The sequence below is a fragment of the Serratia marcescens genome, from assembly GCF_001902635.1.
In the GTDB taxonomy this organism is placed as follows: Bacteria; Pseudomonadota; Gammaproteobacteria; order Enterobacterales; family Enterobacteriaceae; genus Serratia; species Serratia marcescens_F.
In genome coordinates this window covers 199,173-221,820 of the sequence record NZ_MJAO01000007.1, presented here as the reverse complement: position 1 = coordinate 221,820, position 22,648 = coordinate 199,173, and the positions used below count along the sequence as shown (strand labels likewise).

25 protein-coding genes are annotated in these 22,648 nt (G+C 61.6%); 6 read left to right on the top strand and 19 right to left on the bottom strand.

Translation table 11 applies throughout. The features are described 5' to 3' along the window. Nucleotides 1–494: 494 nt before the first annotated feature. Entirely contained in the window at nt 495–707 is a 213-nt protein-coding gene (locus BHU62_RS09395) for a helix-turn-helix domain-containing protein (protein WP_073531667.1), read from the top strand. A 713-nt stretch (nt 708–1,420) separates the two neighbouring features. On the opposite strand, the gene BHU62_RS09390 is transcribed toward BHU62_RS09395, so the two are convergent. Both BHU62_RS09390 and BHU62_RS09385 read right to left on the bottom strand, forming a co-directional pair. Further along, entirely contained in the window at nt 1,421–1,861 is a 441-nt protein-coding gene (locus tag BHU62_RS09390) for a DMT family transporter (protein WP_073531666.1), read from the bottom strand. 17 nt (nt 1,862–1,878) lie between these two features. After that, nucleotides 1,879–2,397, bottom strand: coding sequence for a GNAT family N-acetyltransferase (locus tag BHU62_RS09385; RefSeq protein ID WP_073531665.1), 519 nt, complete (start codon nt 2,395–2,397; stop codon nt 1,879–1,881). 38 nt (nt 2,398–2,435) lie between these two features. On the opposite strand from BHU62_RS09385, the gene BHU62_RS09380 reads away from it, so the two are divergent. Further along, entirely contained in the window at nt 2,436–3,005 is a 570-nt protein-coding gene (locus tag BHU62_RS09380) for a helix-turn-helix domain-containing protein (protein ID WP_073531664.1), read from the top strand. A 13-nt stretch (nt 3,006–3,018) separates the two neighbouring features. On the opposite strand, the gene BHU62_RS09375 is transcribed toward BHU62_RS09380, so the two are convergent. Next, nucleotides 3,019–3,312 carry a DUF2623 family protein gene (locus BHU62_RS09375; RefSeq protein WP_073531663.1) on the bottom strand — a complete coding sequence of 98 codons (294 nt, stop codon included), beginning with the start codon at nt 3,310–3,312 and terminating at the stop codon, nt 3,019–3,021. Nucleotides 3,313–3,442: 130 nt separating this feature from the next. Beyond that, complete coding sequence (locus BHU62_RS09370; protein ID WP_073531662.1) at nt 3,443–4,030, bottom strand: nitroreductase family protein; 588 nt, start codon at nt 4,028–4,030, stop codon at nt 3,443–3,445. A gap of 349 nt (nt 4,031–4,379) precedes the next feature. Between BHU62_RS09370 and BHU62_RS09365 the strand changes: the two genes are divergently transcribed. After that, nucleotides 4,380–5,480 (top strand): glycosyltransferase family 9 protein, encoded by a 1,101-nt coding sequence (locus tag BHU62_RS09365; RefSeq protein ID WP_073531661.1) that lies wholly within the window; start codon nt 4,380–4,382, stop codon nt 5,478–5,480. Here BHU62_RS09365 and BHU62_RS09360 read toward each other — a convergent pair. Beyond that, nucleotides 5,419–6,642, bottom strand: a complete 1,224-nt coding sequence (locus BHU62_RS09360; RefSeq protein ID WP_073531660.1) for an O-antigen ligase family protein — start codon at nt 6,640–6,642, stop codon at nt 5,419–5,421. The two genes, BHU62_RS09365 and BHU62_RS09360, sit on opposite strands and share 62 nt — an antisense overlap. Beyond that, entirely contained in the window at nt 6,620–7,528 is a 909-nt protein-coding gene (locus BHU62_RS09355; protein ID WP_073531659.1) for a sugar glycosyltransferase, read from the bottom strand. Before BHU62_RS09355 ends, BHU62_RS09360 begins: the two co-directional genes overlap by 23 nt. 298 nt (nt 7,529–7,826) lie before the next feature. On the opposite strand from BHU62_RS09355, the gene BHU62_RS09350 reads away from it, so the two are divergent. Next, on the top strand, nt 7,827–8,069 hold the full coding sequence (locus BHU62_RS09350) for a hypothetical protein (RefSeq protein WP_073531658.1): 243 nt from the start codon (nt 7,827–7,829) through the stop codon (nt 8,067–8,069). Nucleotides 8,070–8,085: 16 nt separating this feature from the next. Here BHU62_RS09350 and BHU62_RS09345 read toward each other — a convergent pair whose 3' ends face one another. Then, nucleotides 8,086–8,715, bottom strand: a complete 630-nt coding sequence (locus BHU62_RS09345; RefSeq protein WP_073531657.1) for a hypothetical protein — start codon at nt 8,713–8,715, stop codon at nt 8,086–8,088. Nucleotides 8,716–8,800: 85 nt separating this feature from the next. Between BHU62_RS09345 and BHU62_RS09340 the strand changes: the two genes are divergently transcribed. Then, nucleotides 8,801–9,742, top strand: a complete 942-nt coding sequence (locus BHU62_RS09340; RefSeq protein WP_073531656.1) for a LysR family transcriptional regulator — start codon at nt 8,801–8,803, stop codon at nt 9,740–9,742. Here the strand turns inward: BHU62_RS09340 and alkB are convergent. Beyond that, the gene (gene alkB / locus BHU62_RS09335) at nt 9,725–10,372 is read right to left on the bottom strand and encodes a DNA oxidative demethylase AlkB (RefSeq protein ID WP_073531655.1); all 648 of its coding nucleotides are present in this window, start codon (nt 10,370–10,372) and stop codon (nt 9,725–9,727) included. The genes BHU62_RS09340 and alkB overlap by 18 nt on opposite strands. 139 nt (nt 10,373–10,511) lie before the next feature. Here alkB and rarD point away from each other — a divergent pair, with 139 nt between their 5' ends. After that, nucleotides 10,512–11,390: an EamA family transporter RarD gene (gene rarD, locus BHU62_RS09330; RefSeq protein WP_073531654.1), complete on the top strand. Its 879-nt coding sequence runs from the start codon at nt 10,512–10,514 to the stop codon at nt 11,388–11,390. A gap of 1 nt (nt 11,391) precedes the next feature. On the opposite strand, the gene dhbA is transcribed toward rarD, so the two are convergent. From dhbA to citC, 11 genes are all read right to left on the bottom strand, one after another. After that, nucleotides 11,392–12,150, bottom strand: a complete 759-nt coding sequence (dhbA, locus tag BHU62_RS09325; RefSeq protein ID WP_073531653.1) for a 2,3-dihydro-2,3-dihydroxybenzoate dehydrogenase — start codon at nt 12,148–12,150, stop codon at nt 11,392–11,394. A gap of 102 nt (nt 12,151–12,252) precedes the next feature. After that, on the bottom strand, nt 12,253–13,443 hold the full coding sequence (locus BHU62_RS09320; protein ID WP_073531652.1) for an isochorismate synthase MenF: 1,191 nt from the start codon (nt 13,441–13,443) through the stop codon (nt 12,253–12,255). 188 nt (nt 13,444–13,631) lie between these two features. Continuing rightward, nucleotides 13,632–14,324 carry a 4'-phosphopantetheinyl transferase family protein gene (locus BHU62_RS09315; protein WP_078062037.1) on the bottom strand — a complete coding sequence of 231 codons (693 nt, stop codon included), beginning with the start codon at nt 14,322–14,324 and terminating at the stop codon, nt 13,632–13,634. Nucleotides 14,325–14,486: 162 nt separating this feature from the next. Next, entirely contained in the window at nt 14,487–15,716 is a 1,230-nt protein-coding gene (gene agp / locus BHU62_RS09310; protein ID WP_073531650.1) for a bifunctional glucose-1-phosphatase/inositol phosphatase, read from the bottom strand. Nucleotides 15,717–15,862: 146 nt separating this feature from the next. Continuing rightward, on the bottom strand, nt 15,863–17,326 hold the full coding sequence (locus tag BHU62_RS09305; protein ID WP_004940821.1) for an anion permease: 1,464 nt from the start codon (nt 17,324–17,326) through the stop codon (nt 15,863–15,865). Nucleotides 17,327–17,351: 25 nt separating this feature from the next. Then, the gene (gene citG, locus BHU62_RS09300; protein WP_073531649.1) at nt 17,352–18,236 is read right to left on the bottom strand and encodes a triphosphoribosyl-dephospho-CoA synthase CitG; all 885 of its coding nucleotides are present in this window, start codon (nt 18,234–18,236) and stop codon (nt 17,352–17,354) included. Further along, the gene (gene citX / locus BHU62_RS09295) at nt 18,217–18,765 is read right to left on the bottom strand and encodes a citrate lyase holo-[acyl-carrier protein] synthase (RefSeq protein ID WP_073531648.1); all 549 of its coding nucleotides are present in this window, start codon (nt 18,763–18,765) and stop codon (nt 18,217–18,219) included. Before citX ends, citG begins: the two co-directional genes overlap by 20 nt. 3 nt (nt 18,766–18,768) lie before the next feature. Further along, nucleotides 18,769–20,274: a citrate lyase subunit alpha gene (gene citF, locus BHU62_RS09290; RefSeq protein WP_073531647.1), complete on the bottom strand. Its 1,506-nt coding sequence runs from the start codon at nt 20,272–20,274 to the stop codon at nt 18,769–18,771. Next, nucleotides 20,274–21,194, bottom strand: coding sequence for a citrate (pro-3S)-lyase subunit beta (citE, locus tag BHU62_RS09285; protein ID WP_033651847.1), 921 nt, complete (start codon nt 21,192–21,194; stop codon nt 20,274–20,276). Before citE ends, citF begins: the two co-directional genes overlap by 1 nt. Beyond that, on the bottom strand, nt 21,178–21,486 hold the full coding sequence (citD, locus tag BHU62_RS09280) for a citrate lyase acyl carrier protein (RefSeq protein WP_073531646.1): 309 nt from the start codon (nt 21,484–21,486) through the stop codon (nt 21,178–21,180). The genes citE and citD overlap by 17 nt, the downstream gene beginning before the upstream one ends. Continuing rightward, nucleotides 21,486–22,556: a [citrate (pro-3S)-lyase] ligase gene (gene citC, locus BHU62_RS09275; protein ID WP_073531645.1), complete on the bottom strand. Its 1,071-nt coding sequence runs from the start codon at nt 22,554–22,556 to the stop codon at nt 21,486–21,488. Before citC ends, citD begins: the two co-directional genes overlap by 1 nt. Nucleotides 22,557–22,648 lie beyond the last annotated feature (92 nt).

Sequence of the window (22,648 nt, the reverse complement as noted above, 5' to 3'; positions counted from 1 at the left end):
ATAGCCTTACCAATCGCAAACCTACCCACAAGGATAGTTTTTTATCGTACAATCATATAATTCACCTACATTTAATCACCAATTAGAATAAGCATTAACACGGCAGTCCATCTCACTAATATTAAAGACATTTCCCATTTCAAGCGGTGTGATTCATTGTCAACGTTCCACACGAGTTCACGTGGGCAACCACATTTTCCATTTCATGTTGCAGACAATATGAAACGCTAATAATAAGTGAGTAATTAACTCATAGACTGAACTATTCAGTCTGTATATAAGCCGCTAAACCAGACATCTTGCAGAGCACAACCACATGATTGGTGTGAAGGAATACAGGCACTCCCTTACGGCCTGGAAATATGACGCATATAACATTAATTATGTATGACACTTCCTTACATTAAGAAATGTTGTATCCTGCATTCTTCTTTTTTCGGAAGCCGCAAAACCTAACCATATTCATGACATGTTTTCAAACAACGGAATGTAATATGAAAAAAGACCTGGAAAACAACACATTGTCTCTGCGTGAAAGGCAAGTGTTGCGCATGCTAGCACAAGGCGATGAGTACACTGAAATATCACGCAATCTTAACATATCTGTAAACACGATAAAATTTCATGTGAAGAACATCAAGCATAAAATACAAGCCAAGAATATCAACCATGCAATACACATTGCTGATAAGGGTGAGATTATCTAAATTAGCGTAGACCTACTCGTTGGCCATACAGTTTTTTCCTTCGAAAGAATATGGGTGGCCTTCTTGACTAGTTCAATGAAGAAAGATAAGACGCTATCAGCAGCGTTGCCTTGTTAAAGAGACAGAAATTTATATTTTAAATCGTGAGGCGTTCAAAAAAACAACCAGAAGGATGGTAGCCTGATGCGCTATTGCAATCATGGAGACTGAGTACGAACGGGTACAGTTTTATTTCAATGGAAACACGCGGTTCAAACTTCGCTTTCGCCTCTCGGATTACCTGTTTTAAATCAGCGCAATCCATTCCATTCTCAGCCTTAAACTCGCTACACGACTATATTTTATACATATCCACGTATTTCCTCGCTCTTTCTTCAGCCCCAAGGACGCGATGAAGATGGGTTTTGGGCGGGTAAAGGATCCTGACGACATCAAAATATCACCAATAATTCAGTACTCAATAGACTATAAACCACTATCGGGGCTGTCATTTAGGGTGTGTTTATTGCACTTTGCATAGTGAATACGACCACATCGTTCATTTTGATACCGTCAATACCAGGTCAAATAGCATACATTTGCTAGCTCAAGCCCAATGCGCGGAGCAAACTGGCGTTATCGGGCTTGGTTCAATGAGTAAGCTCGATAATCTCTTGAAAAAGTCATTGCTGACACACTGCGCTCCGAACGGTTTTTGGGCTTTTATGCCCCCCTCAAAAGCTGCGTTTCGCCACCAGATAGGCGCCCGCCACCAGCAACAAGGCACCGACCAGCGCCGGCAGGTTCTCGCGCAGCGCCGCCGGGCCGGCGCGGTAGACGTCCACCAGCAACCCCATGCACAGCTGGCTGGCGACCAGGATCGAGATGGTGGTCGCCGCACCCAGTTTTTGGTAACCCAGAATGCCGGCGAACACGAACAGCGATCCCAGCAGCCCCGGCAACAGCATCCACCACCTGGCGGCGCCGGTCACTTCCGCCACCGCGCCGAGGCCGTTTTTGGCCAGCAGCAGCCCTACCAGCAGCAGCAAACCGACGCTGGAGTTGATCACCAGCGTGATAAGGATGGTCGAGACGCTTTCGGTAATGCGCACCATCAGCAGGTTCTGTACCACCAGCCCCATTCCCGCCGCGATCAGCAGCAATAGCATATTCATCGCCCTGTCTCCCGAGATCAGCGCGCAGGCGGCGCCGCCCGCTCGTCCAGCTTCAGCTGCAGGAAAGTGAGATCCAGCCATTGGCCGAATTTGGCGCCCACCTGCTCCATGCGCCCCACCTCGCGGAACCCCAGCGCCAGATGCAGCTTGATGGAAGCCTGATTACCGGATTCGATACCGGCCACCATCACGTGCTTGCCGATCTCCCGCGCGCGTGCGATCAGCGCGACCAACAGCGCCTTGCCAATCCCTTCGCCGCGATGCGTCTGATGGACATACACCGAGTGTTCTACGGTGTGGCGATAGCCGTCCCAGGCGCGCCAGTCGCCGAACGACGCGTAGCCGAGCGCCTCGTCCGCGGCGTTCACCGCCACCAGCACCGGGTAGCCCGCTGCCTGTCGTTCGACGATCCACGCCGCGCGGTTGGCCGCATCCACGGTTTGTTCATTCCAGATGGCGGTGCTGTTCAACACCGCGTCGTTATAGATAGCGGCAATCGCCGCGCTATCGTTGAGCGTCGCATTTCGTATAATCATGGTTTACCCCGGCCAATTGTCCACTATAATACTACGATATGAACATTAAATTAGACAATCTAAATCAGCTGATCGGCGCACGCATTCGCATTGAACGCGAGGCACGCCACTGGTCGCTGTCCGATCTGGCCGAGCGGGCGGGCGTCTCACGGGCGATGGTGCACAAAATCGAGCGTGGCGAGAGCAGCCCGACGGCGATGCTGTTAGGTAGGTTGGCGGGGGCGTTCGGCCTCAGCATGTCCAAGCTGATCGCCCGGGCGGAAACGCAGGAAGGCCGGCTGCTGCGCCGGGCAGATCAACCGGAGTGGGTCGATCCCGAGAGCGGCTACGTGCGGCGCCACGTCTCGCCCCGCACCGATCTGCCGCTCGATCTGGTGCGTATCGAACTGCCGGCCGGCGCGACGATCCCGATGCCGGCTTCGGTGTATGCGTTCAAACGCCAGCTGATCTGGGTCTTATCCGGTGAACTGGTCTTTGTTGAGGGTGACGCGCGCCACGAGATGACCGAGGGCGACTGCCTGGAGCTTGGCCCGCCGGCTGACTGCCGCTTTGAAAACCAGAGCGACCAACCGTGCGTGTATATGGTGGCGGTGCTGAGCGCCGCCTGACGCCCCGCCCGCGCTAGCCCTGCGTCGGCCGGTTATAACCGGCGCGGAAAAACTTCTCCGCCAACCGGCTGTCGCCGCCGGAAAAGAACTCGCTCATCGGCTCACTGCCGAGGCCATAGGCGCGGCTCAGCTGCCCGGCTTCGAACGCCGCGCGGTTCTCATCACCGCAGCGCTGCGCCAAATGGTGCGCATAGCCGAGCACGAAGCCACGCTTATAGTCGGAGCAAAACCGCGCCAGCTCCGCCTCCGGCTTCAGGTTCTCCGCCTTTAACCCCGCCAACAGCCCTTTGCCAAAGTGATCCCCCACGGTATCCTCCTCATTACGCTATCGCTATATAACAAAATATACAGCGAATGAGCGAACGAGAACATACTCCTTAAGTTTTACTCGCCGCATAAAAAAGGCCCGCTAAGCGGGCCTGAGGGAAAGCGGGCAATCACAGCGTGAAATTCAGCCCTTCGCTGACGGTCTTGCCCAGCGGCAGACGGCCCGAAGGCGCCTCTTTCTCCTGCAGGAAATCCGGCAGGCTGGCTTTGTCGCCCGGCTTGCCGATCGCCACCATGGCGTGCACCGCATAGTCGTCCGGCAGCTGCAGCGCCGCTTTGATCTTGTCGTGATGGATGCCGCTCATGCAGTGGGTCAACCAGCCTTTCAGGTGCGCCTGATGCGCCAGGCTGGCCCAGGCGGCGCCGGTGTCGAACGCGTGCGTCGGGTTGTCCACCAGCCGCTCGCCGTTCAGGCTGGTGGTTTTGGAGACGATCACCACCAGCGCCGAGGCGTGCTGCGCCCAGCCGCGGTTGAAGTCGATCAGGAACTCCAGGTAGTTCTCCCAGCTGTCGGAACCGTGCTTGCTGTAGGCAAAGCGCCACGGCTGAATGTTGTAGGCCGAAGGCGACCAGCGCGCCGCTTCGAAGAAGCTCAGCAGCGTGTGATCGTCGATGGCGTCATTAGCCATCGCGCGCGGTGACCAGCGCTCGATAAATTGCGCGTCAATCGGGTAATCGGAAGTTCTTGGCTGGCTCATGATAGGTTCTCGCAGTGAAGTAAAAACAAAAGTTTGCTGATATTCCCATAACTTAGGCCGGTAAAACTTTTATTTTGTGCCATTTTATGGCGGCAATTCCCGCTGCAACCAGGCGAAAAACGCTTTGACCGGCGGATGCCGCTCGCGCGCTGGGACGCGAAATCTTCACTCGCCCCTACTCGGATTATCAGATTTGGGAGGAGTAAGCGCGGCGCCCGGCGGCAATTGCAAACATAACGTTAGCATCTGTCGCAATCTGTTGCGGGCCATTGGCCCGCCGTTGCCGCGCTTGTATGATACGACGTGGCGCCAGACGGTGGCCGCCGATCTCAAGCGGAAACGAACTGCAATGTCTAAACAGTGGAAAATAGCGGCGGCCAACGCCGGTTTGCGTCTCTACACCCGCCTGGCGGGCAATCTCCGGCCCGCAGCGAGCTTCGATCCGCAGCAATCCTTTGAGCGTATCGTGATTTTCTCCACCAGCGCCCTCGGCGATTTGATGTTCAACACGCCCGCCATCCGCGCGCTGTGCGAACGCTACCCCAACGCAAAAATCACGTTAGTCTCCAGCTACAAGAACCGGCAATTGGTCGAGGGCAGCCCCTGCTTTCATGACGTGATTTATTGGGACCACAAGGCCAAGGACATGTTGAGCGTTATTCAGCGGTTGCGAGAAAACCGGCCACAGCTGGCGGTCATCCTGCACTCGAAGGCGCCTTACGACGTGCTGGTCGCCATCGCCGCCGGTTGCCGCTATCTGTTTAAAGACCTTTACGGCAACAAACCAAGCGGGATGGAACGCTGGCTGACCGGCGTCAGCCGCAGCACCGGCGGCCACCTGATCCAACGCAAGCTGGACATGGTAGGGCAACTGGGCTGCCGTACCGATAATCCGGAGATGTTCATTCCCGTCGCTTTTCCGCCGCGCGCAAAACCGGCGGGCAAAATTCTCATCGGCTTTCAGATGGGCGCTTCCGAAACGCTGCGCCGCTGGCCGGTCGAACGCTTCGTGCAACTGGCACAGCGGCTGCTGGCGCATTCCGCCGACTATCAGATCGAGCTGATTGGCAGCGCTGCGGAGCGCGACATCGAGCGAGAGTTTATGGCGGGCTTAAGCGCGGAACAGCAACGGCGGGTGGTGAGCCATATCGGCACGACCACCCTGCCGCAGCTGCTGGCGGTGATCGCCAACCTGCAGGTGCTGGTGACCGGCGATACCGGCCCGCTGCACCTCGCCGTAGCGTTGAAAATCGCCACCGTCAGCCTGTTCGTCACCGCCAATCCGCAGCATACCGGCCCCTATCAGAACGGCGAGCTGCACCAGGTGATGCATGTGCCGCTTGACGGCGCCGCGCTGGATGCCACCCGGCGCCGTCAGCCGCTCGGCATCATCGCGGCGGAACAGGTGCTGGAGAAGACCCTGGCGGCGCTGCCGCCCGCGTGCCGCTGAACGGCGGCCGTTTGGGTTGCGACCACAGCATCGCCAGCGGCAGCCAAAACAGGTACCAGAACTCCGCCGGATTGGCGATCACAAACATCCCCTGCGAACAGTAGAACACCAGCATAAAGATAAACATGGCCGCCTCCCAACGCCGCCCTTCGCGCCCATGTTGGCAGGCAAGCCGTGCGCCGTATCCCAGCAACGCCAGCAACAACAGGAAACCCACGCCGCCGCCCTTCAGCAACGCGCCGAGATACAGGCTGTGCGTGGTGTGGTTCAGCTCGCCGGTGTAATTGAGAAAGTTGAGCTGCTTATCAAAGCCGTAACCGAAGAACGGCGCCTGTTCGATCAGCGCCAGGCTGTGCCGCCAAATGCTGATGCGGACAAAACTCTGCTGATACAGTTCGCCAAAACGGGCGATCAACATTTCGCCGACCGTGCTGTAAACGATGACAAAGGCCACAACCAACGCGCCGGCCAGCAAAGCCCATAGCCACCTTCCCGGCCTCTGCCGATAGGGCGTCACCGCTGCCACTGCGAGCGCCAGCGCGATCAACGGGCCACGGCTTTGGGTCAGCACCATAAACGCCAGCAGCGGCGGGATGAAGCACAGCGCCGCTTTTTGCCCGGTATCGCGGAAAATCATCAGGCTCAACAGAATGGCGAGGGCGGCGTAACCGGCCAGATCGATCACGTTGCTCGGCCCCGGATTGCGGGCGGTGGTTTCCCGCAGATGATAAATCGACGGGGCGTCGACCAGCGTCAGATACAGGCACAGCGCCGTAATGCCGGCCAGCATCGCCCATTGCAGTTGGTGACGCCGCTCACCGTCGAGCAGCGTCACCAGCCAGGCGAGATACAGCAGGATATAGGCGCTGTGAGTCAGGGCCGACGACATATCCCCCGGCGTCTCGCCCCACAGCGCGCTGAGGGAATAATAAAGCAGGAACATCAGCGCCAGCCCGCCGCCTCGCAACGCCTGGCGATTGGTCAGCAACTGCCGCCGCAACGGCGGCCAGGTGAACACGGCGCCCAGCCACAGCAGCGCCGCCAGGTGAAACAGGTTGTTGACGCGGGTTTGCCCGCAGAATATCGCGCTGAAAAACGCGAAGGCCAAAAACAGTGCGCTGCCAAGGCGATAAAGCCGCTCAGGCTTGCTGAAAGTAAACATCGGCGTCCACCTTCTCAAAGATCTCGCTGTCGATAGCGCTGTGCAGGGAGAGGTTTTTTATCGCGATCCGCCGGCGCTTCATGATCGCGCCGGCGTGCCGGAAGGCGGGGATCACCAGCGATTCCACTTTGTCCGGCAAGAACGTCGGCAGCCGATCCTGCTCCGTTTCGTAAAAGCGCGGCTGGTGGAAATTGTTCATGTCCAGCCCGGCGATAAACAGCTGCCTGAAGCCGAGATAGGCGATGATTTGCAGCGCCCAGTAGGCCACGGTGCCGGCGTCGAAAATGCCGCAGCGAATATCCTGGCTGAAGCCGAGCGTGCGGCACTCTGTGGCGAAGACCACGCCGCTTTCCCGGCAATAGTGCTCCCACAGCGCGCCGCTGTCGATCCGGGGGCGGTAAATTTTGCAGGCTGCATCCTCGACGATCGCCAGGCGGCAGCCGATCGCCGCCTGGCCAAATCGCTCAAGGATGCGGGCTACGCCGTGCACGGTGGTGAACAGCGTCAGCTCAGGCCGCTGAATGACGTCATGCACGACCTCCGGGCGGCTATCGATAAAGCCCATATCCACGATGACATAAAAGCGAAAATCCACCTGCCGATGCAAAAAATAGGCGCCGTTGACCCCAATGGCTGGCATGCCGGGAATATTTTCGAAGCGCAGCGTCTTCACCGACGGGCCGGTGGCCGTCAACAACGCCTCCCCCCGGCAGCTGTTGCGCAGTTCGCTCAGCGGCACGATCGGCACCGGCAGATGTTTGTACCACAAGGCGGTGATTTCACCGCCTTCGCCGCGCGCGATCTTCACGTAAGGCCAGAGATTTTCGTTATGTCGATAAGGGCGCGCGTGGGAATAGCGATAGATTTGCTTAAAAAAGGAGCCCATGGTGGCGATATCCTGTCCAGAGTGCGTGACGATACCTACAGAGGCATCTTTCCGTATGCTCAAAATTTAACAACGTGTCAGCACTGGCCAGGCCGCACAGCGAGTATCTAAATATTCGTTTAGGTAGGCAATTTTTGTAATTTGAAGTATTCGCCAACAAATCGACAAGAGATGTGTCTGAATATTAACCGGATGAGAAATTGTTACGCCGCGTAAAAATAACGTTAACGGCGCCGCCGCTTGGCACTGATGACGTTTTGTTATAACGTATCAAAATCTCAGCCAAAGGAAGACGATGATGAAAATCCAGCTGTCGCTGCTGTTTCTCAGCCTGCTGGCCGGCAAGGCCGCGGCGTTTCAATCAACGGTGCCCGCACCGCGCCCCGAGCAGGCGCGTGCGGCGGAACAAAACATCGAAACTCTGTTTTACGGCTTTCACGCCATGGACGCCCAGCCGGTGAACATCGGCAGCTGCGCGGCGGTGCCGGTAGCGGGATGCCAATGCGCGTTCTGCACCCAGCTGCGGCAGGCCGGGCGCTGAGCTTCCCCCCTCTTGTTCACCCCAGCTCATACTGCACGATCAGCTGACCTTTCTTCATTTTGACACCGGTGACGATCACCGCCCCCACCTCACCCAGCGTGGCGACATGGGTGCCGCCGCAGCCGTAGGCGGGCAGCTCGCCGAAACCGATCTGGCGCATACCGTCCACCGCCTGCTGGCGGCGCGGTAAATCGGCGGCGATCACGCACGCCAGCTCCACCTGCAAAAAGTCCATGTCTACCGTCTGCGCCTCCGGCCCCGGCATGAAAGTGATGCGCCCTTCCCCCGGCCAATGATGGGCCTTGACCGGCCGCCAACCCCGGGTTTCTCCCAGCCAGCCGATCAAATGCCCGCCAGAGTGCCAGCGGGCGTGCAGCCGACGTTGCGCTTCATCGATTTGCATCGTGACCGGCCCGATCGGCACCGGCGCGGTGGTAAAGTGCATCACCCTATCCCCCTGCTGATGCACCCGCACTACGGTGACGCCGCCTAACGTCCCCACGTCGGACGGCTGGCCGCCGCCCTGCGGGTGAAACAGCGTGGCGTCCAGTTCCACGGCGTAAACGCCCCCCTCGGCCGGCACGCAACTCAACACCTGCGCCTGGCCCTGTAAATCGTCGCTGTAGTAATAACGTCGTTCGGTCATCATTTTTCTCCTCGGTTCGGAGGGTTATTATATTCGTGCCATAATCACGGGATAATCCGTCATCATCACAATGGACTTTTGCGCCATGAGCACAAATCTTTCTTACGCGCTGTTGGCCGAAATGGCCGTTTTCGTTCAGGTGGTGGAAAGCGGCAGCTTTTCCGCCGCCGCCCGCAGGCTGGGCGCTTCGCCTTCCGCCGTCAGCCGCAGCGTGGCGAAGCTCGAACAGGCGCTGGCGCTGCAGCTGCTGCACCGTACCACCCGCAAACTGCGCCTGAGCGAAAGCGGCGAAGAGGTGTTTCAGCACTGCCGCAACATGCTGGCGGCGGCCGAAGCCGTCATGGCGGTCAGCGGTCGCGGCGCGGCAGAGCCCGAAGGATTGGTCAGCGTCAGCGTGCCCAAGGCGGTGGGCAGCTTCGTGCTGCACCCGCACATGCCGGAGTTCCTGCGGCGCTATCCGAAGGTGGACGTGAGGCTGCGGCTGGAAGATCGCTATATGGATCTGATTGACGATCGGGTCGATCTGGCGCTGCGCATTACCGATCGCCCGTCACCCGGCTTGATCGGCCGTCAGTTGATGAGAGTAGACCATCTGCTGTGCGCCACGCCGCACTATCTGGCGCAGCACGGCACACCGCGGCGCCCGCACGATCTGGCGGCGCACTGCTGCATCTATTTGGGAGAAACGCCCGATGACTCGCAATGGAAATTCCGCCGAGACGGCAAAACGGTGAGGGTGAACGTGCGCGGCCGCTACGCCGCCAACCACACCGGCGTGCGGCTGGACGCGGTGAAACGGCATATCGGCATCGGCATCGGCAGCCTGCCGTACTTTACCGCCCGCCAGGCGCTCGACGACGGTGAGATCGTGCAGGTGCTGCCGGAATGGGATTTCCTCAGCAGCTATCATGGCGGTCTGTGGCTGCTCTACGTCCCCAACCAGCACCTGCCGCCCAAGCTGCGGGTGTTCATCGACTATCTCGTCGCCTGCCTGGCGCAGGAGCCGCAGCTAAAGCGCCTTGCGTAACGTGATGTTGATGCGGTGCGGCCCCACCAGCGAGTGATAGCCTTCTTTGACCGGCAGGATGCCGTGGAAACAGAGCCGCGACGGGCCGCCCCACACCACCACGTCGCCGTGCGCCAGCGGAATGCGCCGCGCCCGGTCGCTGCGCTGCAAACCGCCGAACTGAAACACCGCCGGCAACCCAAGCGAGACGGAGACGATCGGCGCACCGAAATCGTGCTCGTCTTTATCCTGATGCAGCGACAGCTTGCTGCCCGGATCGTAACGGTTCATCAGGCAGGAATCCGGCACGAAGGGGCCGAAGCCCGCCTGTTGCGCGGCTTCGTCCGCCAACGCCATCAGGATCGGGGGGATCGGCGGCCAGCGTTTGCCGCTGCGCGCGTCGCGTTCCGAATAGCGGTAACCGCGGCTGTCGCTGGTCCAGCCGTTGCCGCACCAGCTCATCGCCACCGACATCACGTGCCCGCCGGGGGTGGTCAGATGCTGCCACGGCACCTGGGCCACCACGCCCCGCACCGCCGCCAGCAGTTCCGGCCCGTGATCGCGCACGAAGCCGTGCATCACCACCGCGCCGGGGGCGATCTCTTCGCGCCACGGCGGCGGCAGCGCGTCTTCAAAAAGATCGATTGTCATCGCCAAAACCTGTATGAATACACAGTATCCATTGTAACCCGCCGCCGCCGATTGTCCAGCGCCCGGCAACGCCATTGTCGTTGGCGGCAAATTTCTCTACAGTAGCCGCCATAAAATCAATCACTCACCAGGAATGCGTGTGATTAAGGGCATCACTCTTTCGGTCGTCGCCTCCATCTTGTTCGGCGCGATGTATTATTTCACCTCCACCCTCACCCCGCTGAACGGCGAACAGGTCTACGGCTGGCGCACACTGCTGACGCTACCGTTCCTGACGCTGTTTATGGCGTTGTCCGGTGATTGGCGCAAGGTGGGCGACACGCTGGCCTGGATCGGCCAACGGCCGCGGCGGCTGCTGGGCCTGCTGCTCACCTCGGCGCTGCTGGGGGTGCAGCTGTGGCTGTTCCTGTGGGCGCCGCTGCACGGCAAGGCGCTCGACGTGTCGCTCGGCTATTTTCTGCTGCCGCTGACCATGGTGCTGGCGGGCCGTTTGATCTACCGCGATCGGCTGTCGCTGCTGCAAAAGCTGGCGGTAGCGTGCGCGGTGATTGGCGTGGGTAACGAGCTGTATCAGGCGGGCGGCGTCTCATGGCCGACGCTGGTGGTGGCGCTGGGGTATCCGCTCTACTTTATTCTGCGGCGGCGTTTCGGCACCGACAATCTCGGCGGGCTGTGGTGCGAACTGACGCTGATGCTGCCGGCGGCGGCCTGGTTCGCCTTCGGCGACGGCGGCGCGGCGGCGCTGCAGATCAATGCCGAGCTGTATTGGCGCATTCCGCTGCTCGGCGTCATCAGCGCCGTGGCGTTGGTGTGTTATATCCTCGCCAGCCGCCTGCTGCCGTTCAGCCTGTTTGGCTTACTGAGCTATGTGGAACCGGTGCTGCTGGTGATCGTCGCGCTGCTGCTCGGCGAGAGCATCAGCCAAAGCGAATGGCCAACCTATCTGGCGATCTGGCTGGCGGTGCTGTTGCTGGCGGCGGAAGGCGCACAGCACCTGCTGCGCCGCCAGCGGGTTTGACTCAGGCGGCCAGCGTGGCGCCGCCGTCGATCACGATGTCCTGCATGGTGATGTGGCTGGCCAAATCGGAGGCCAGGAACAGCACCGCGTTGGCGATTTCGTCCGGACGGGCGATTTTACCCAGTGGGATCCCCAGCTTGAACATCTCGGGGAAGCCGGCGATGGTACGCTGTTCCGCATCGCGGGTCTGCCACATGCCGCGCTGCATCGGCGTATCGGTCGAGCCCGGCGACACCAGATTGCAGCGCACGCCGAACGGCGCCATCTCCAGCCCCACACAGTGGTTCAGGCTGGTCAGCGCCGCCTTGGAGGCGCAGTAAGCCGCCATCTGCGCGCGCGGCACGTGTGCGGCGTTGGAGCCGATGCTGACGATCGCCCCGCTGCGCTGCGCCTTGAAGTGTGGCAGCACGGCGCGGAACAGGTAAAACGCCCCCGAGGCGTTGACGTTGATGCACTGGTGCCAGTCATCCACGCTCAGATCTTCGGTATTGCCCATGCGCAGCGTGCCGGCGGCGTTGACCAGCACGTCCAGTTGCGGGTTCTCCGCCAGCTGTTGGCGGCACACCGCCTCCACCTGCTCCGGCCGGCTGATGTCCAGCGTCACGCAAGGGTAAGGCAGATCCGGGTTGGCGAACTCGCGGTCAAAACCCACCACCTCGGCGCCCTGCGTCAAAAAATGCCGGGCGATCTGCTCGCCGATGCCGCGCGCCGCACCGGTCACCCACACCCGTTTGCCGGTGAAATCCATCTGAATGCTCATGCGCGCACCGCCATCCGGGCACGCTGCCGGTTCGTGTTGTTGTTCATCGTTATCTCCTGCGAAAGCGTGTGACGCGGCGCGCAAACGCGCCGCAAAGAGCCCTTACAGCGCGCCGCTGTTCAGGCCGAAAGCGTTGAGCATGGTGCCCAGTTTGGCGGCGGTTTCCGCCCATTCAGACTGCGGCGTCGAGGCGGCGACAATGCCTGCGCCGGCAAACAGCCGCACCCGGTTGCCGCGCAACAGGCCGCTGCGGATAACGATCGCCCACTCGCCGTCGCCGTTGGCGTCGCACCAACCGACGATGCCGCTGAACAAACCGCGATCGTGCGGCTCCAGATCGGCGATCAGCTGACGGGCGCTTTCGGTTGGGAAGCCACATAACGCCGGCGTCGGATGCAGCAGGCAGGCCAGCTGCATCACGTTGAGATTCGGGTTCAGCAGCTCGCCGCGGATGCGGGTGGACAGATGCCACATGGTGCCGGTGCTGAGCAGCGATGGGCCGCTGGGCACGCGCAGGCTGGCGCACAGCGGTGCCAGGTGCCGGCGAATGTCGTCAATCACCAGCTTGTGTTCATATTTGTCTTTGGTCGAGCGCATCAGGCGCTCGCTGCCGAGCCGATCCTGCTGCGGGTCGTCCTGACGGCGCGCAGAGCCGGCCAACGGGTTGGAATGGATCTCTCCGCCCTGCTTGCGGATCAGCAATTCCGGGCTGGCGCCGATCAGCACGCCGCCATCGGCCAGCGGCAGAGAAAAGTGGTAACCGGTCGGGTTCTGCACCATCAGGTTATTGAGGATCTGGTGGCCCGCCACCGGCTGCTCCAATTCTATCTCCAGGATGCGCGACAGCACCGCCTTATCCAATTTGCCCTGTTTAAAGCGGCTGACCGCTTCCGCCACCGCGTGCTTGAAGCGCGGCTCGTCCGGAATGCTGGTGCAGGCGGCCAGGCGATGCGGCTGTTGCAGCATCGGGCGCGCGGCGCGGATAAAACTGTCATTGGCGACAAACTGGCAACTTTCAGGTACATACAGGCTGGAAGGCCGACGCGTATCGAACGGAATGGCGCCCACCACCACCGGCGTCTCCTGGCCGGCGGCTTTGGCGCGCGCCAGCGCCTGGCGGATATGCCGCGCCAATGCGCTACCTTCCTGCTCGCCGCCGAACGCCGGCGTTTCAATCCGTTCGAACATGCCGCTGGCGGAAAGTGAGCGGAACTCGGACCGGAACAAAAAGGTCGATTGCTCGGCGTAAACAAACCCGGGGAAGGTTTGATTTTCTGTCGTCAGTGTCGCCACAAGACCACTCCTTTGTTTCGCCTCACTAATGATAATGGTTATGCGAATAATTATCATTAGCCATAAAAGGATGGTAAATTACACCGGATCCCCACCGTGGGTCAATCACCGATGAAGGAATCTTTCCGCGCGCGGCGGTCACCCCGCACGGCGGCGTGGAAAATATAACGCTTTGTTATTGTTATGCTTTAACAAAAAATAAAGGTCGTTACGTCGTCACCTCTTCGCCAATAACGCCCCGCAAACCGCCGGCCGGCGGGGCAATGCGGCGTCAATGTCGTAAGCAGCTCTAATACAAACATCTGCCGCTGCGCATCCACCGCCACCATTCGCGCATCAAGAAAATCGAAGTAACGGCGCACCTGTGGATAGAGCGCCTTGAACAGGCTCTCTTTGGCCGAAAACGTCAGCGTCAGCAGTTCGTTGAACGGCAACGCCTCTTGCAGCAACGCCTCGCGCTCCGCCGCCGAGACGATCGCGCCCCACAACTCCTCCGCCCGCACGTCGGGTAGCAGCGTTTCCACATCCAACCCAACGCCGCCCAGCCCGCTCTCGCGGTGCACGGCGCACAGCGCGGTATCCGAATTATGACTCAGCGCGCCGGCGATGCCCGCCGGCCACTGCGGCGCGCGATCTTCGCCACGCGTCAAGGTAAAGTTGGCAAAGCCGAGCGGCGCCAACAGCTGCCGCGCCAGAAAACGCCCGGCCAGATACTCCGCACGGCGTTTCGGTACCGCGCGCGCCAGATGATCCGGCAGCGCAAAACCCGCCTCGGGATAACTGTCGTCGCGATACTCCGCCAGCGCAAAATGGCAGCGCACCACCTGGCCCGGATAGCCTTCCGGCGCGAAAAATTCGATATTGCGGATAAAAGTGGGCAACGGCGGTATCCATGATAAGCAGGCAGGCTGATGATGTTAGCCCCCGAAACGGCCTGCAACAATGACCCTGGGCAAAATAAATGGCGTTAACGCCCGCACGACGGCGCGTTAGCCGGGATGGGGAGAGGCCTCTCCCCCGCGGTCGGGAGAGAGGCGTGGGCATTATAGAATGCCTTTCATGGTCTTTTCGAAATCGCTCCAGGCGCAGAAACCGTCCTTGTCGATCGGGCAACCTTTCAGCGCCAGCGTCACGCGCTGCGGCGGGGTTTGCAGCGTCAGCGGCGTCGCTTTGCGCAGCTGTTCGGTAGACTGATAGACATACTCGATCTTCAGCAATTCACGGTCGTTCTGTGCGTCGCGCCAGCGCTGGAACACCAGCTTGCCGCCGATCGGCGTTTTCTCATACTGCTGCGGCAGCTGATACGGCTGGAACTGCATGGCCGACAGCAGCGAGGCAATATTGGAGTCGTGGCCGACCAGCACCGTCAGCTTTGGCGCGTCCGGCTTGCGCTCGCCGAGCAGCGCGTGGTTGATGTAGGTCAGCAGCGGTTTGGCGACGTTTTGCGCCACCATCGGCGAGGTGAACAGCGAATCCTGATAGCCGTCTTTCAACTGCGCCAACTGCTTCCACTGGTGCGGGGTGGCGATTTTGCCCCAGGCCACCTCTTTCATCGGGAAACCTTCGTAATACTGCAGCATAAAGGCGTCCACCAGCGAGTTGCCCACCCGCAACGGGCCGGAGACGCCCGGCTCTTTGCCCGGCACCGCGCTCATCACGCTGGCTTCTTTGGTCAGGTCGCAGTGTTTGTCGGTCTTGCAGGCGGCGGAATCCTTGTAGTCGATGATCTTCGCCAGCTGTTGGTAAGAGGCGTCCAGCTTCAGCGATCCCAGCGCGGCGTTCATCGCCGCCAGCGCCTGCTGGTTGAAGGCTTCGCTGGTGTCGGTGATGATCGGGTTGAAGGTCGGATCCATCTCGCCCATCTTGTCCTGATGGTGCACGCTGACGTCGCAGCCGGGGAACGCACCGTTGCTGAAGAACTGCGCGGTGGCCACCGTGCGCTGCAGGCTGTTGGCGTAGACGTACACGCTGCCGGCGGTCGGGCAGCCCTCTTGCGGCAACAGGCCGGTCTGCTTCAGCCAGGCGTTGAAGTAGTGCCCCATATACACTTCCAGCACCCCACCCTTGGTGGTCAGCTGGCCGCCCGGCGTTTCCCAGGCCGGCCAGGCCCTCGGCGTAGACTGCGCCAGCACGCTGCCGTTGTTGGCCAGCGGCGCGCGCAGGTTATGGCGGCTCATCACCAGCACCTGTTCCAGTTGATAACCGCCGGCTTCCGCCAGCGCGTTCCCGGTGAATAACAAGGGCAGGCATAACAATAACGTTTTTTTTCTCATCCGCAGAGGCTCCCGGAAAATGATTATTTTTAAGGTGTTAGCGTTTGCCTGAGTATGATGGCGGGGTTGATGTGACAAGTATGTGACAGGGCTCACGGGAAAAGATCGTACCCGCGGCCACCGGGCGGTGGCCGCTCTGCTTCAACTCAGTACCACAGGCTCATGATCGGCCAGCCGATCAGCAGCAGCGCGGCGATGTACACCACGCCGAGAATGCCGCCCAGGCGCCAGTAGTCTTTCGATTTCACGTAGCCGCAGCCGTAGATGATCACCCCCGGCCCGGTGGCGTACGGCGTCAGCACACCCATGATACCGATCGACAGCACCAACAGCATCGACAACTGTTCCATCGGCACGCCCGGCAACCCTTTGCCGACCGCCAGGATCACCGGCAGCATAGTGGCAGTGTGCGCCGACAGGCTGGCGAACAGGTAGTGGGCAAAGTAGAACACCAGCACCAGCGCCACCACCGTCATGTTCGGCGAGAAGCCGTCCAGGTGGGTGCTCATGGTCTGGGCGAACCAGTCGATAAAACCGGAACGCGTCAGACCGTTGGCCATCACCACCAGCGTCGCCAGGTTAACCAGCGTGTTCCAGGCGCTGGAGTATTTGGTGATCTCCTTCCACGACACCACGTGCAGCGCCAGCATCAGCGACACCGCCAACAGGCACACCGCGGTGGCGTCCAGCATTTTGCCGCCGAACACCCACAGACACAGGCTGAGCAACACCAGGCCGATCAGGGTGTATTCCTTGCGCGTCAGCTTGCCCATTTCACCGAGCGCGGTATCCGCCCAAGCGGCCACTTCGCTGCTGTGGGTCACGCCCGGTTTGTACAGGTAGTAGGAGATCAGCGGCGCGATGATCAGCAGCAGCAGGCCGACCGGCAGAAACGCCAGGAACCACTGCATCCAGCTGATGTGCACCCCGGCAATCTTGCCGACGAACTCGATGCCCAGCACGTTCGGCGCGGCGCCGGTGACGAACATCGAGGAACTGATGCTGGTGCCGACCACCATCATCCACATCAGGTAACCGCCAATGCGGCGTGAAGAGGGATCGTTAGGGAAAGAGTCGAACAGCGGCGGCAGGTTTTTCACCACCGGGAACACCGTGCCACCGGTGCGCGCGGTGTTGGACGGCGTAAACGGCGCCAGCAGGATATCGATGATCACCACCGCATAGCCCAGCGTCAGCGTGCGCTTGCCCATGAATTTCACCAGGAACAGCGCGATGCGCCGCCCCAGCCCGGTGGCCTCGTAGCCCAGCGCGAAGATAAAGGCGCCGAACACCAGCCAGACGGTGGTGCTGGAGAAGCCTGCCAGCCCCCATTTCAGCGCCTCTTTACCAGCCTTGAAGCCCGGCTCGGCCAGCTCCTGCGCGCCGAACAGCACCCAGTTGGCGCTGAGCACGCTGACGGTCACCGCGATAAAGCTGATGGCGGTGGCCGGGATCGGCTCCAGAATCATGCCGACGATCATCGCCACGAAGATGGCGAAGTAGTGCCACGCCTGCGGTGGCATGCCGTCGGGCACCGGTATCAATAACAGGATCGCGAGCACCGCCAGCGGCGCTATCGCTTTCCAGATCTTTTCCTGGGTTTGGGACATAGGGACTCTCCTGAAGGCTTGGTTATTATTCTTGGGCACCCAGCTGCGCCAGCAGCCAGGTCACTATCAACAGGTCGGCGCTGCCGCCGGGGCTGAGGTTGCGGGCGATGCAGTCGGCGTCGAAGCGCCGCAGTCGCGCCAGCCCCGCCTCCCCGGCCGAGCCGCCCTGCGCCAGCAGCAATACCGCCCGGTGCCGCAGCCAGCGCAGCCCGAGCATGCCGCCGCGCGAGGCGACGTTGGTGTCGTCGTTGTGGGCCATCAGCCACAGCAGGCTGTCCAGCAGCGCCCGCTGTTCGTCGTACCCGGCGGCCAGCCGTTGCCGATACAGCGGCAGCGCGCCGTCAATCACCAACCGAAAACCGGACTCCGCCTCGCCGCGCGCGCCGCTCAGCCCGTGAGCGGCGAATAGCCGCTGGCCGGCGGTCTGCCCGGCGTTATTACGCCGCAATTCGCGATCCACCAGCCCCCGGCACATCGCCGCCGCCTCGGCGCACAGCGTTTCGGCGCCGATGGCGCGCCCCTGCTGCTGCAGGCGACCGAAGGCGGTGCACAGCAAACCGAGCGAGAACACGCTGCCCTTGTGGGTGTTAATGCCGCCGGTAGCGCGGAACATCTGGTTTTCGCAGGCCAGGCCAAGCGGCCGCAACCGCGCCAGCTGCTGCTCTACCGGCAAAGCCGCGTCTTCGCGCCCACGTTGGATAAAGCGCGGCAGCCACACGCCGATGGCGCGGGCGCTGCGGTAAAAGTGCCCGAGATCCATATCGCGGTGGGCGCCGGTGTTATGGCGATCCACCAGCCCCGGCTTGGGCGTGAGGTTGACTTCCACCAGCAGCGCGCGAAAGGCGGCGCGGGCGAAGTCGCAGGCCGGTTCAGCACGGCGGGCGGGCAGGTTAATCGGCAGAGATCGCATCGTTGAACATCCTTTCCATTTCATGCAGCAACTGCTCGCTGCTATGCCGCCGCTGGCGGGCGCAGATCTTGGCCGGTTGGCCGCACAGCAGGCAGCGCCGTTCCGGCAGGCCGATGTCGCGGCGCGACAAAATGCGCCCCTGCGTATCCAGCACGTCGATATCCCACAGCCGGCCGATTGGGCGGCTCACCTCCAGCTGCATGGCGCAATCCTTCACCCGCTGGGCGTCGGCGCGCAGCGCCAGAAAGCCTTCGCAGCCGGTAGAGAGTGCCAGCGCCTCGGCCTGCGGGCTGGACCACCCCTGTTCGACGCTCAGCCGCAGCAACGCCGCCCAGCCCAGGTTGAAGATGCCGCGCGTCAGCGCGTTGTCTTTCACCGGGCCGGGCACCACCAGCGTCAGCACCAGCAGCGTGCATTCGTGCTGCGCCAGCCACGCCTGCTGGCGTGCCTGGCGGCATTCGCGGCTGGTGAGCAGCTCCGGCAGGCTGACCGCGCGTTCGGCGGCCAACCGGGGATCGACGGCGGCCATCGGTTACTCCGCCACCTGATGCACCACGTCGATCACCGAGCCGTCGCGATAGCGCACCACCGCCACCACCTTGTCGGTAAACGCGATCGGCTGCGGTTCGCCGGTCAGCTGCAGCGCGCGGGCGCGCAGCCAGTCGATGCTCACCACCTCGAGCCCCGCCTGCTGCAGGCGCTGCGCCAGCTCCGGCCGCGCCGGGTTGACGGCGATGCCGTGGTCAGTCACCAGAATGTCGATGCTGGATCCCGGCGTGACGCAGGTGGTCACCTGCTCCACCAGCGTCGGGATGCGCCCGCGCACCAACGGTGCAACGATGATCGCCAGCCGCGCGGCGGCGGCGGTGTCGCAGTGGCCGCCGGACGCGCCGCGCAGCACGCCGTCGGAGCCGGTCAGCACGTTAACGTTGAAGCCGGTGTCGATTTCCAGCGCGCTCAGCACCACCACGTCGAGCCGATCGACCGAGGCGCCCTTGGAGCTGAAATTGGCGTATTGGTTGGCGCTGATTTCGATATGGCGCGGGTTGCGTGCCAGCGAGGTCGCCGCCGCGCGATCGAAGCTCTGCACGTCCAGCAGCTTGCCGATCAGCCCTTTTTCATGCAGATCCACCATGGTCGAGGTGATGCCGCCGAGGGCGAACGCGGCGCGGATGCCGCGGGCGCGCATCTTGTCCTCCAGGAAGCGGGTCACCGCCAGCGAGGCGCCGCCGGTGCCGGTTTGCAGCGAGAAGCCTTCGGTGAAGTAGCCGGAACCGGCGATCACCTCGGCGGCGCGGCGGGCGATCAGCAGCTCGCGCGGGTTCGAGGTCATGCGCGTGGCGTCGGCGCCGATCTTGTCAGCGTCGCCCACCCGCTCCAACTGCACGATCAGATCCACCCGATCCTGCGCCAGGCTGGCGGGATGATGCGGATACGGCACCAGCTGCTCGGTCAGCAGCACCACGGTGCCCGCCGCCTCGGCGTCCACCCGCGCATAGCCGAGCGAGCCGCAGCAGGCTTCGCCGCTGTAACCGTTGGCGTTGCCGAACTCATCGCAGGCCGGCACGCCGAGGAAGGCCACGTCTATCTTCAGCTCGCCGGATTCGATCAGGTTGACCCGGCCGCCGTGCGAGTGAATTTGCACCGGCTCCGCCAGCAGGCCGCGCGAAACGGCGTCCGCCAGCGGGCCGCGCAGCCCGGAGGTATAAATGCGGTTCACCACGCCGTGGCGGATATGCTCAACCAGCGGCGCATGGCAATCGGTCAACGAACTGGAGGCCAGCGTCAGATTGCGGAACCCCATCGCCGCCAGCGTCTCCATCACCTGGTTGAGCGCCAGATCGCCGCCGCGAAACGCATGGTGGAAGGAGATGGTCATGCCGTCCTGCAGCCCGCTGCGGCGCACCGCTTCCTGCAAGGAGTCGCACAGCTTGAGATCGCGCGGTTTACGCGCCTGCAGATTGGCCTTGGAAACCTCCTGATAGCCCGGCAGATCCGCCGGGTTGCTGAAGGTCATCAATCGTTGTTGGCGGTTCATCATGCTTCCTCCCCGTGCTGCGCCGGTTCTTCCCGTAAGCCGGACAGCGCGGCGCGCTCCAGCACCAGCCGGGCGCGTTCAATCACCGGGCTGTCGACCATTTTTCCGTTGAGCGACACCACGCCGCGCCCTTCCCGCTCCGCCGCTTCGGCGGCGTCCACCACCCGCTGCGCGTGCGCCACCTCTTTGGCGGTCGGCGCGTACAGGTTGTGCAACAGCTCAATCTGGCGCGGGTTAATCAGCGATTTGCCGTCGAAGCCGAGCTGTTTGATCAGCGCCGCTTCCTGCAGGAAGCCGGCCTCGTTGTTGGCGTCGGAGTAAACGGTGTCGAACGCCTGAATGCCGGCGGCACGTGCCGCCTGCAGCAGCGAGCAACGGGCGAACAGCAGCTCGATGCCCTCCGGCGAGCGTTCGGTGCGCAGGTTGCGCACATAGTCTTCCGCCCCCAGCGCGATGCCGATCAGCCGCGGCGAAGCGTGCGCGATCGCCACCGCGTGGGTGATGCCCTGCGCCGATTCGATCGCCGCCAGCAGCCCGGTGCTGCCGACCGGCCGGCCGCAGGCCGCTTCGATGGCGGCGATCTCGCGCTCCATGTCGACCACGTCCTGCGCACTGTCGGTTTTGGGCAGGCGCACGATGTCCGCGCCGCCGCGCACCACCGCCTGCAAGTCCGCCAGACCATAGGCGGAGTCGAGCGCATTGACGCGCACGATGGTTTCCACCTCCTGGTACAGCGGGTGCTGCAGCGCGTGATACACCAGCCGGCGCGCCGCGTCTTTTTCACGCAGAATCACCGAGTCTTCCAGATCGAACATCAGCGCATCGGCCTGGTAGATAAAGGCGTTGCTGACCATCGCCGCGTTGGCGCCGGGGACGAACAACATGCTGCGGCGCAGCCGGGTTTTATTCAGCGTTTTCATCTTTCGCCTCCCACGGCAGTTGGCCGCCCTCGCAGGCGCGCATCAGCGCGGTTTCCAGCCGGGCGCGCAGCACGCAGTCCAGCGCGCCCTTGTCGTCGACGATCACCTGCACCGGCTCCACGTCATAGCGCTGCAGCACCTCCAGCAGGGTGTGGCGAATCGCCGTGCCGAACTGTTTTTCCACGCTGCTGGCGATCAACAGATCGTGCTGCGGCCCCTCGGCGGGCGCGATGCGCACCATGACATCGCTGGATTCCAGCGTGCCGGCCATTGCTTCTCGGATAATTTTCATCATTCACCTGATTGTGCGGACTCAAAAGGATGCGGGGCCGTCTTGACCCGGCGCTGCGTTTGCAGATCCTGCAGGTAGTACAGGGTGTCCGGCGGCACCAGCGGCGCGGCGGCGTGGAAGTCCCCCGCCGCCAGCAGCTTGCGCACCCAGGAGGCGGAGATCGCCGTGCCCTGATATTGCAAACGCTCGATTTCCACCAGCGCGATCGGCGGGCTGGGCAGCGCCGGCGTTTCCAGCCAGTAGCGCATGTCGCGGTTGTATTTCGCGGTCACCGCGCAGAACGGCTCGTTGCCGACGAAGCGGTGCGTAATGCCCAGCGCGGGCGCCAGATACTGGCGGAAGATCTTCAGATCGATTTCGGTGTAACAGTCGTCGGCCACACCCTGATCCTTGATGAAGTAACAGGGAAAGGTGGCGCGCGAGATCACGTACTGCGAGCCTTCGTGGACCGTGAGATTGGGGATATCGGCGGTGCCGGCCAGCACCAGCCGGCGCCGATCGTCATAGCTGAAGCGCGAGGTGTTTTCCTTCACCAGAAACAGGTGCAGCCAGTCACAGCGCTTGGCCGCCTGGCGCACCAGATACTGGTGCCCGCGGGTAAAGGGGTTAGCGTTCATCACAATGCTGCCGATGGTGTCGCCCGGCCGGCGCTGGCTCGCCAGCTGGGCGGCGTAGCGCTTCAGGCGGCACGGGCTGTTTTCCATCAGCACCACGATGCCCGGCACGGTGGCGATCGGGTAGAAACCGCACTGGCGGAACAGCGGCTCGTTCTGCACCTTGGTGTAGATAAACAGCTGGGTGTGGTGGCGCTCGTAGGCCAGGTTCACCAGCTCGGTCGCCAGCGCCAGCGCCAACCCTTCGCCGCGCATCAGCGGGCTGATGGCGACGCATTTGATAATATTGTCGGCGATGCCGCCGCAGGCGACCAATTTGTCGTGCTGGGTAACGGTAATAAATATTTCAACCGTGGTGTCGATATTCAGATCGTTACTGCGCAAGAAGGCGCTTATTTCCGAAATCGCTTTATGATCCGATCGCTTTACCCGATTAAATACGGCATCACCTAACATAACACGCTCTCTGGGTTAACTGACAAACAACAAATTAAATACAAAAGTGCATTTTAATTAACATCAGAATGGGTAATTAAAACCTTAAAAAC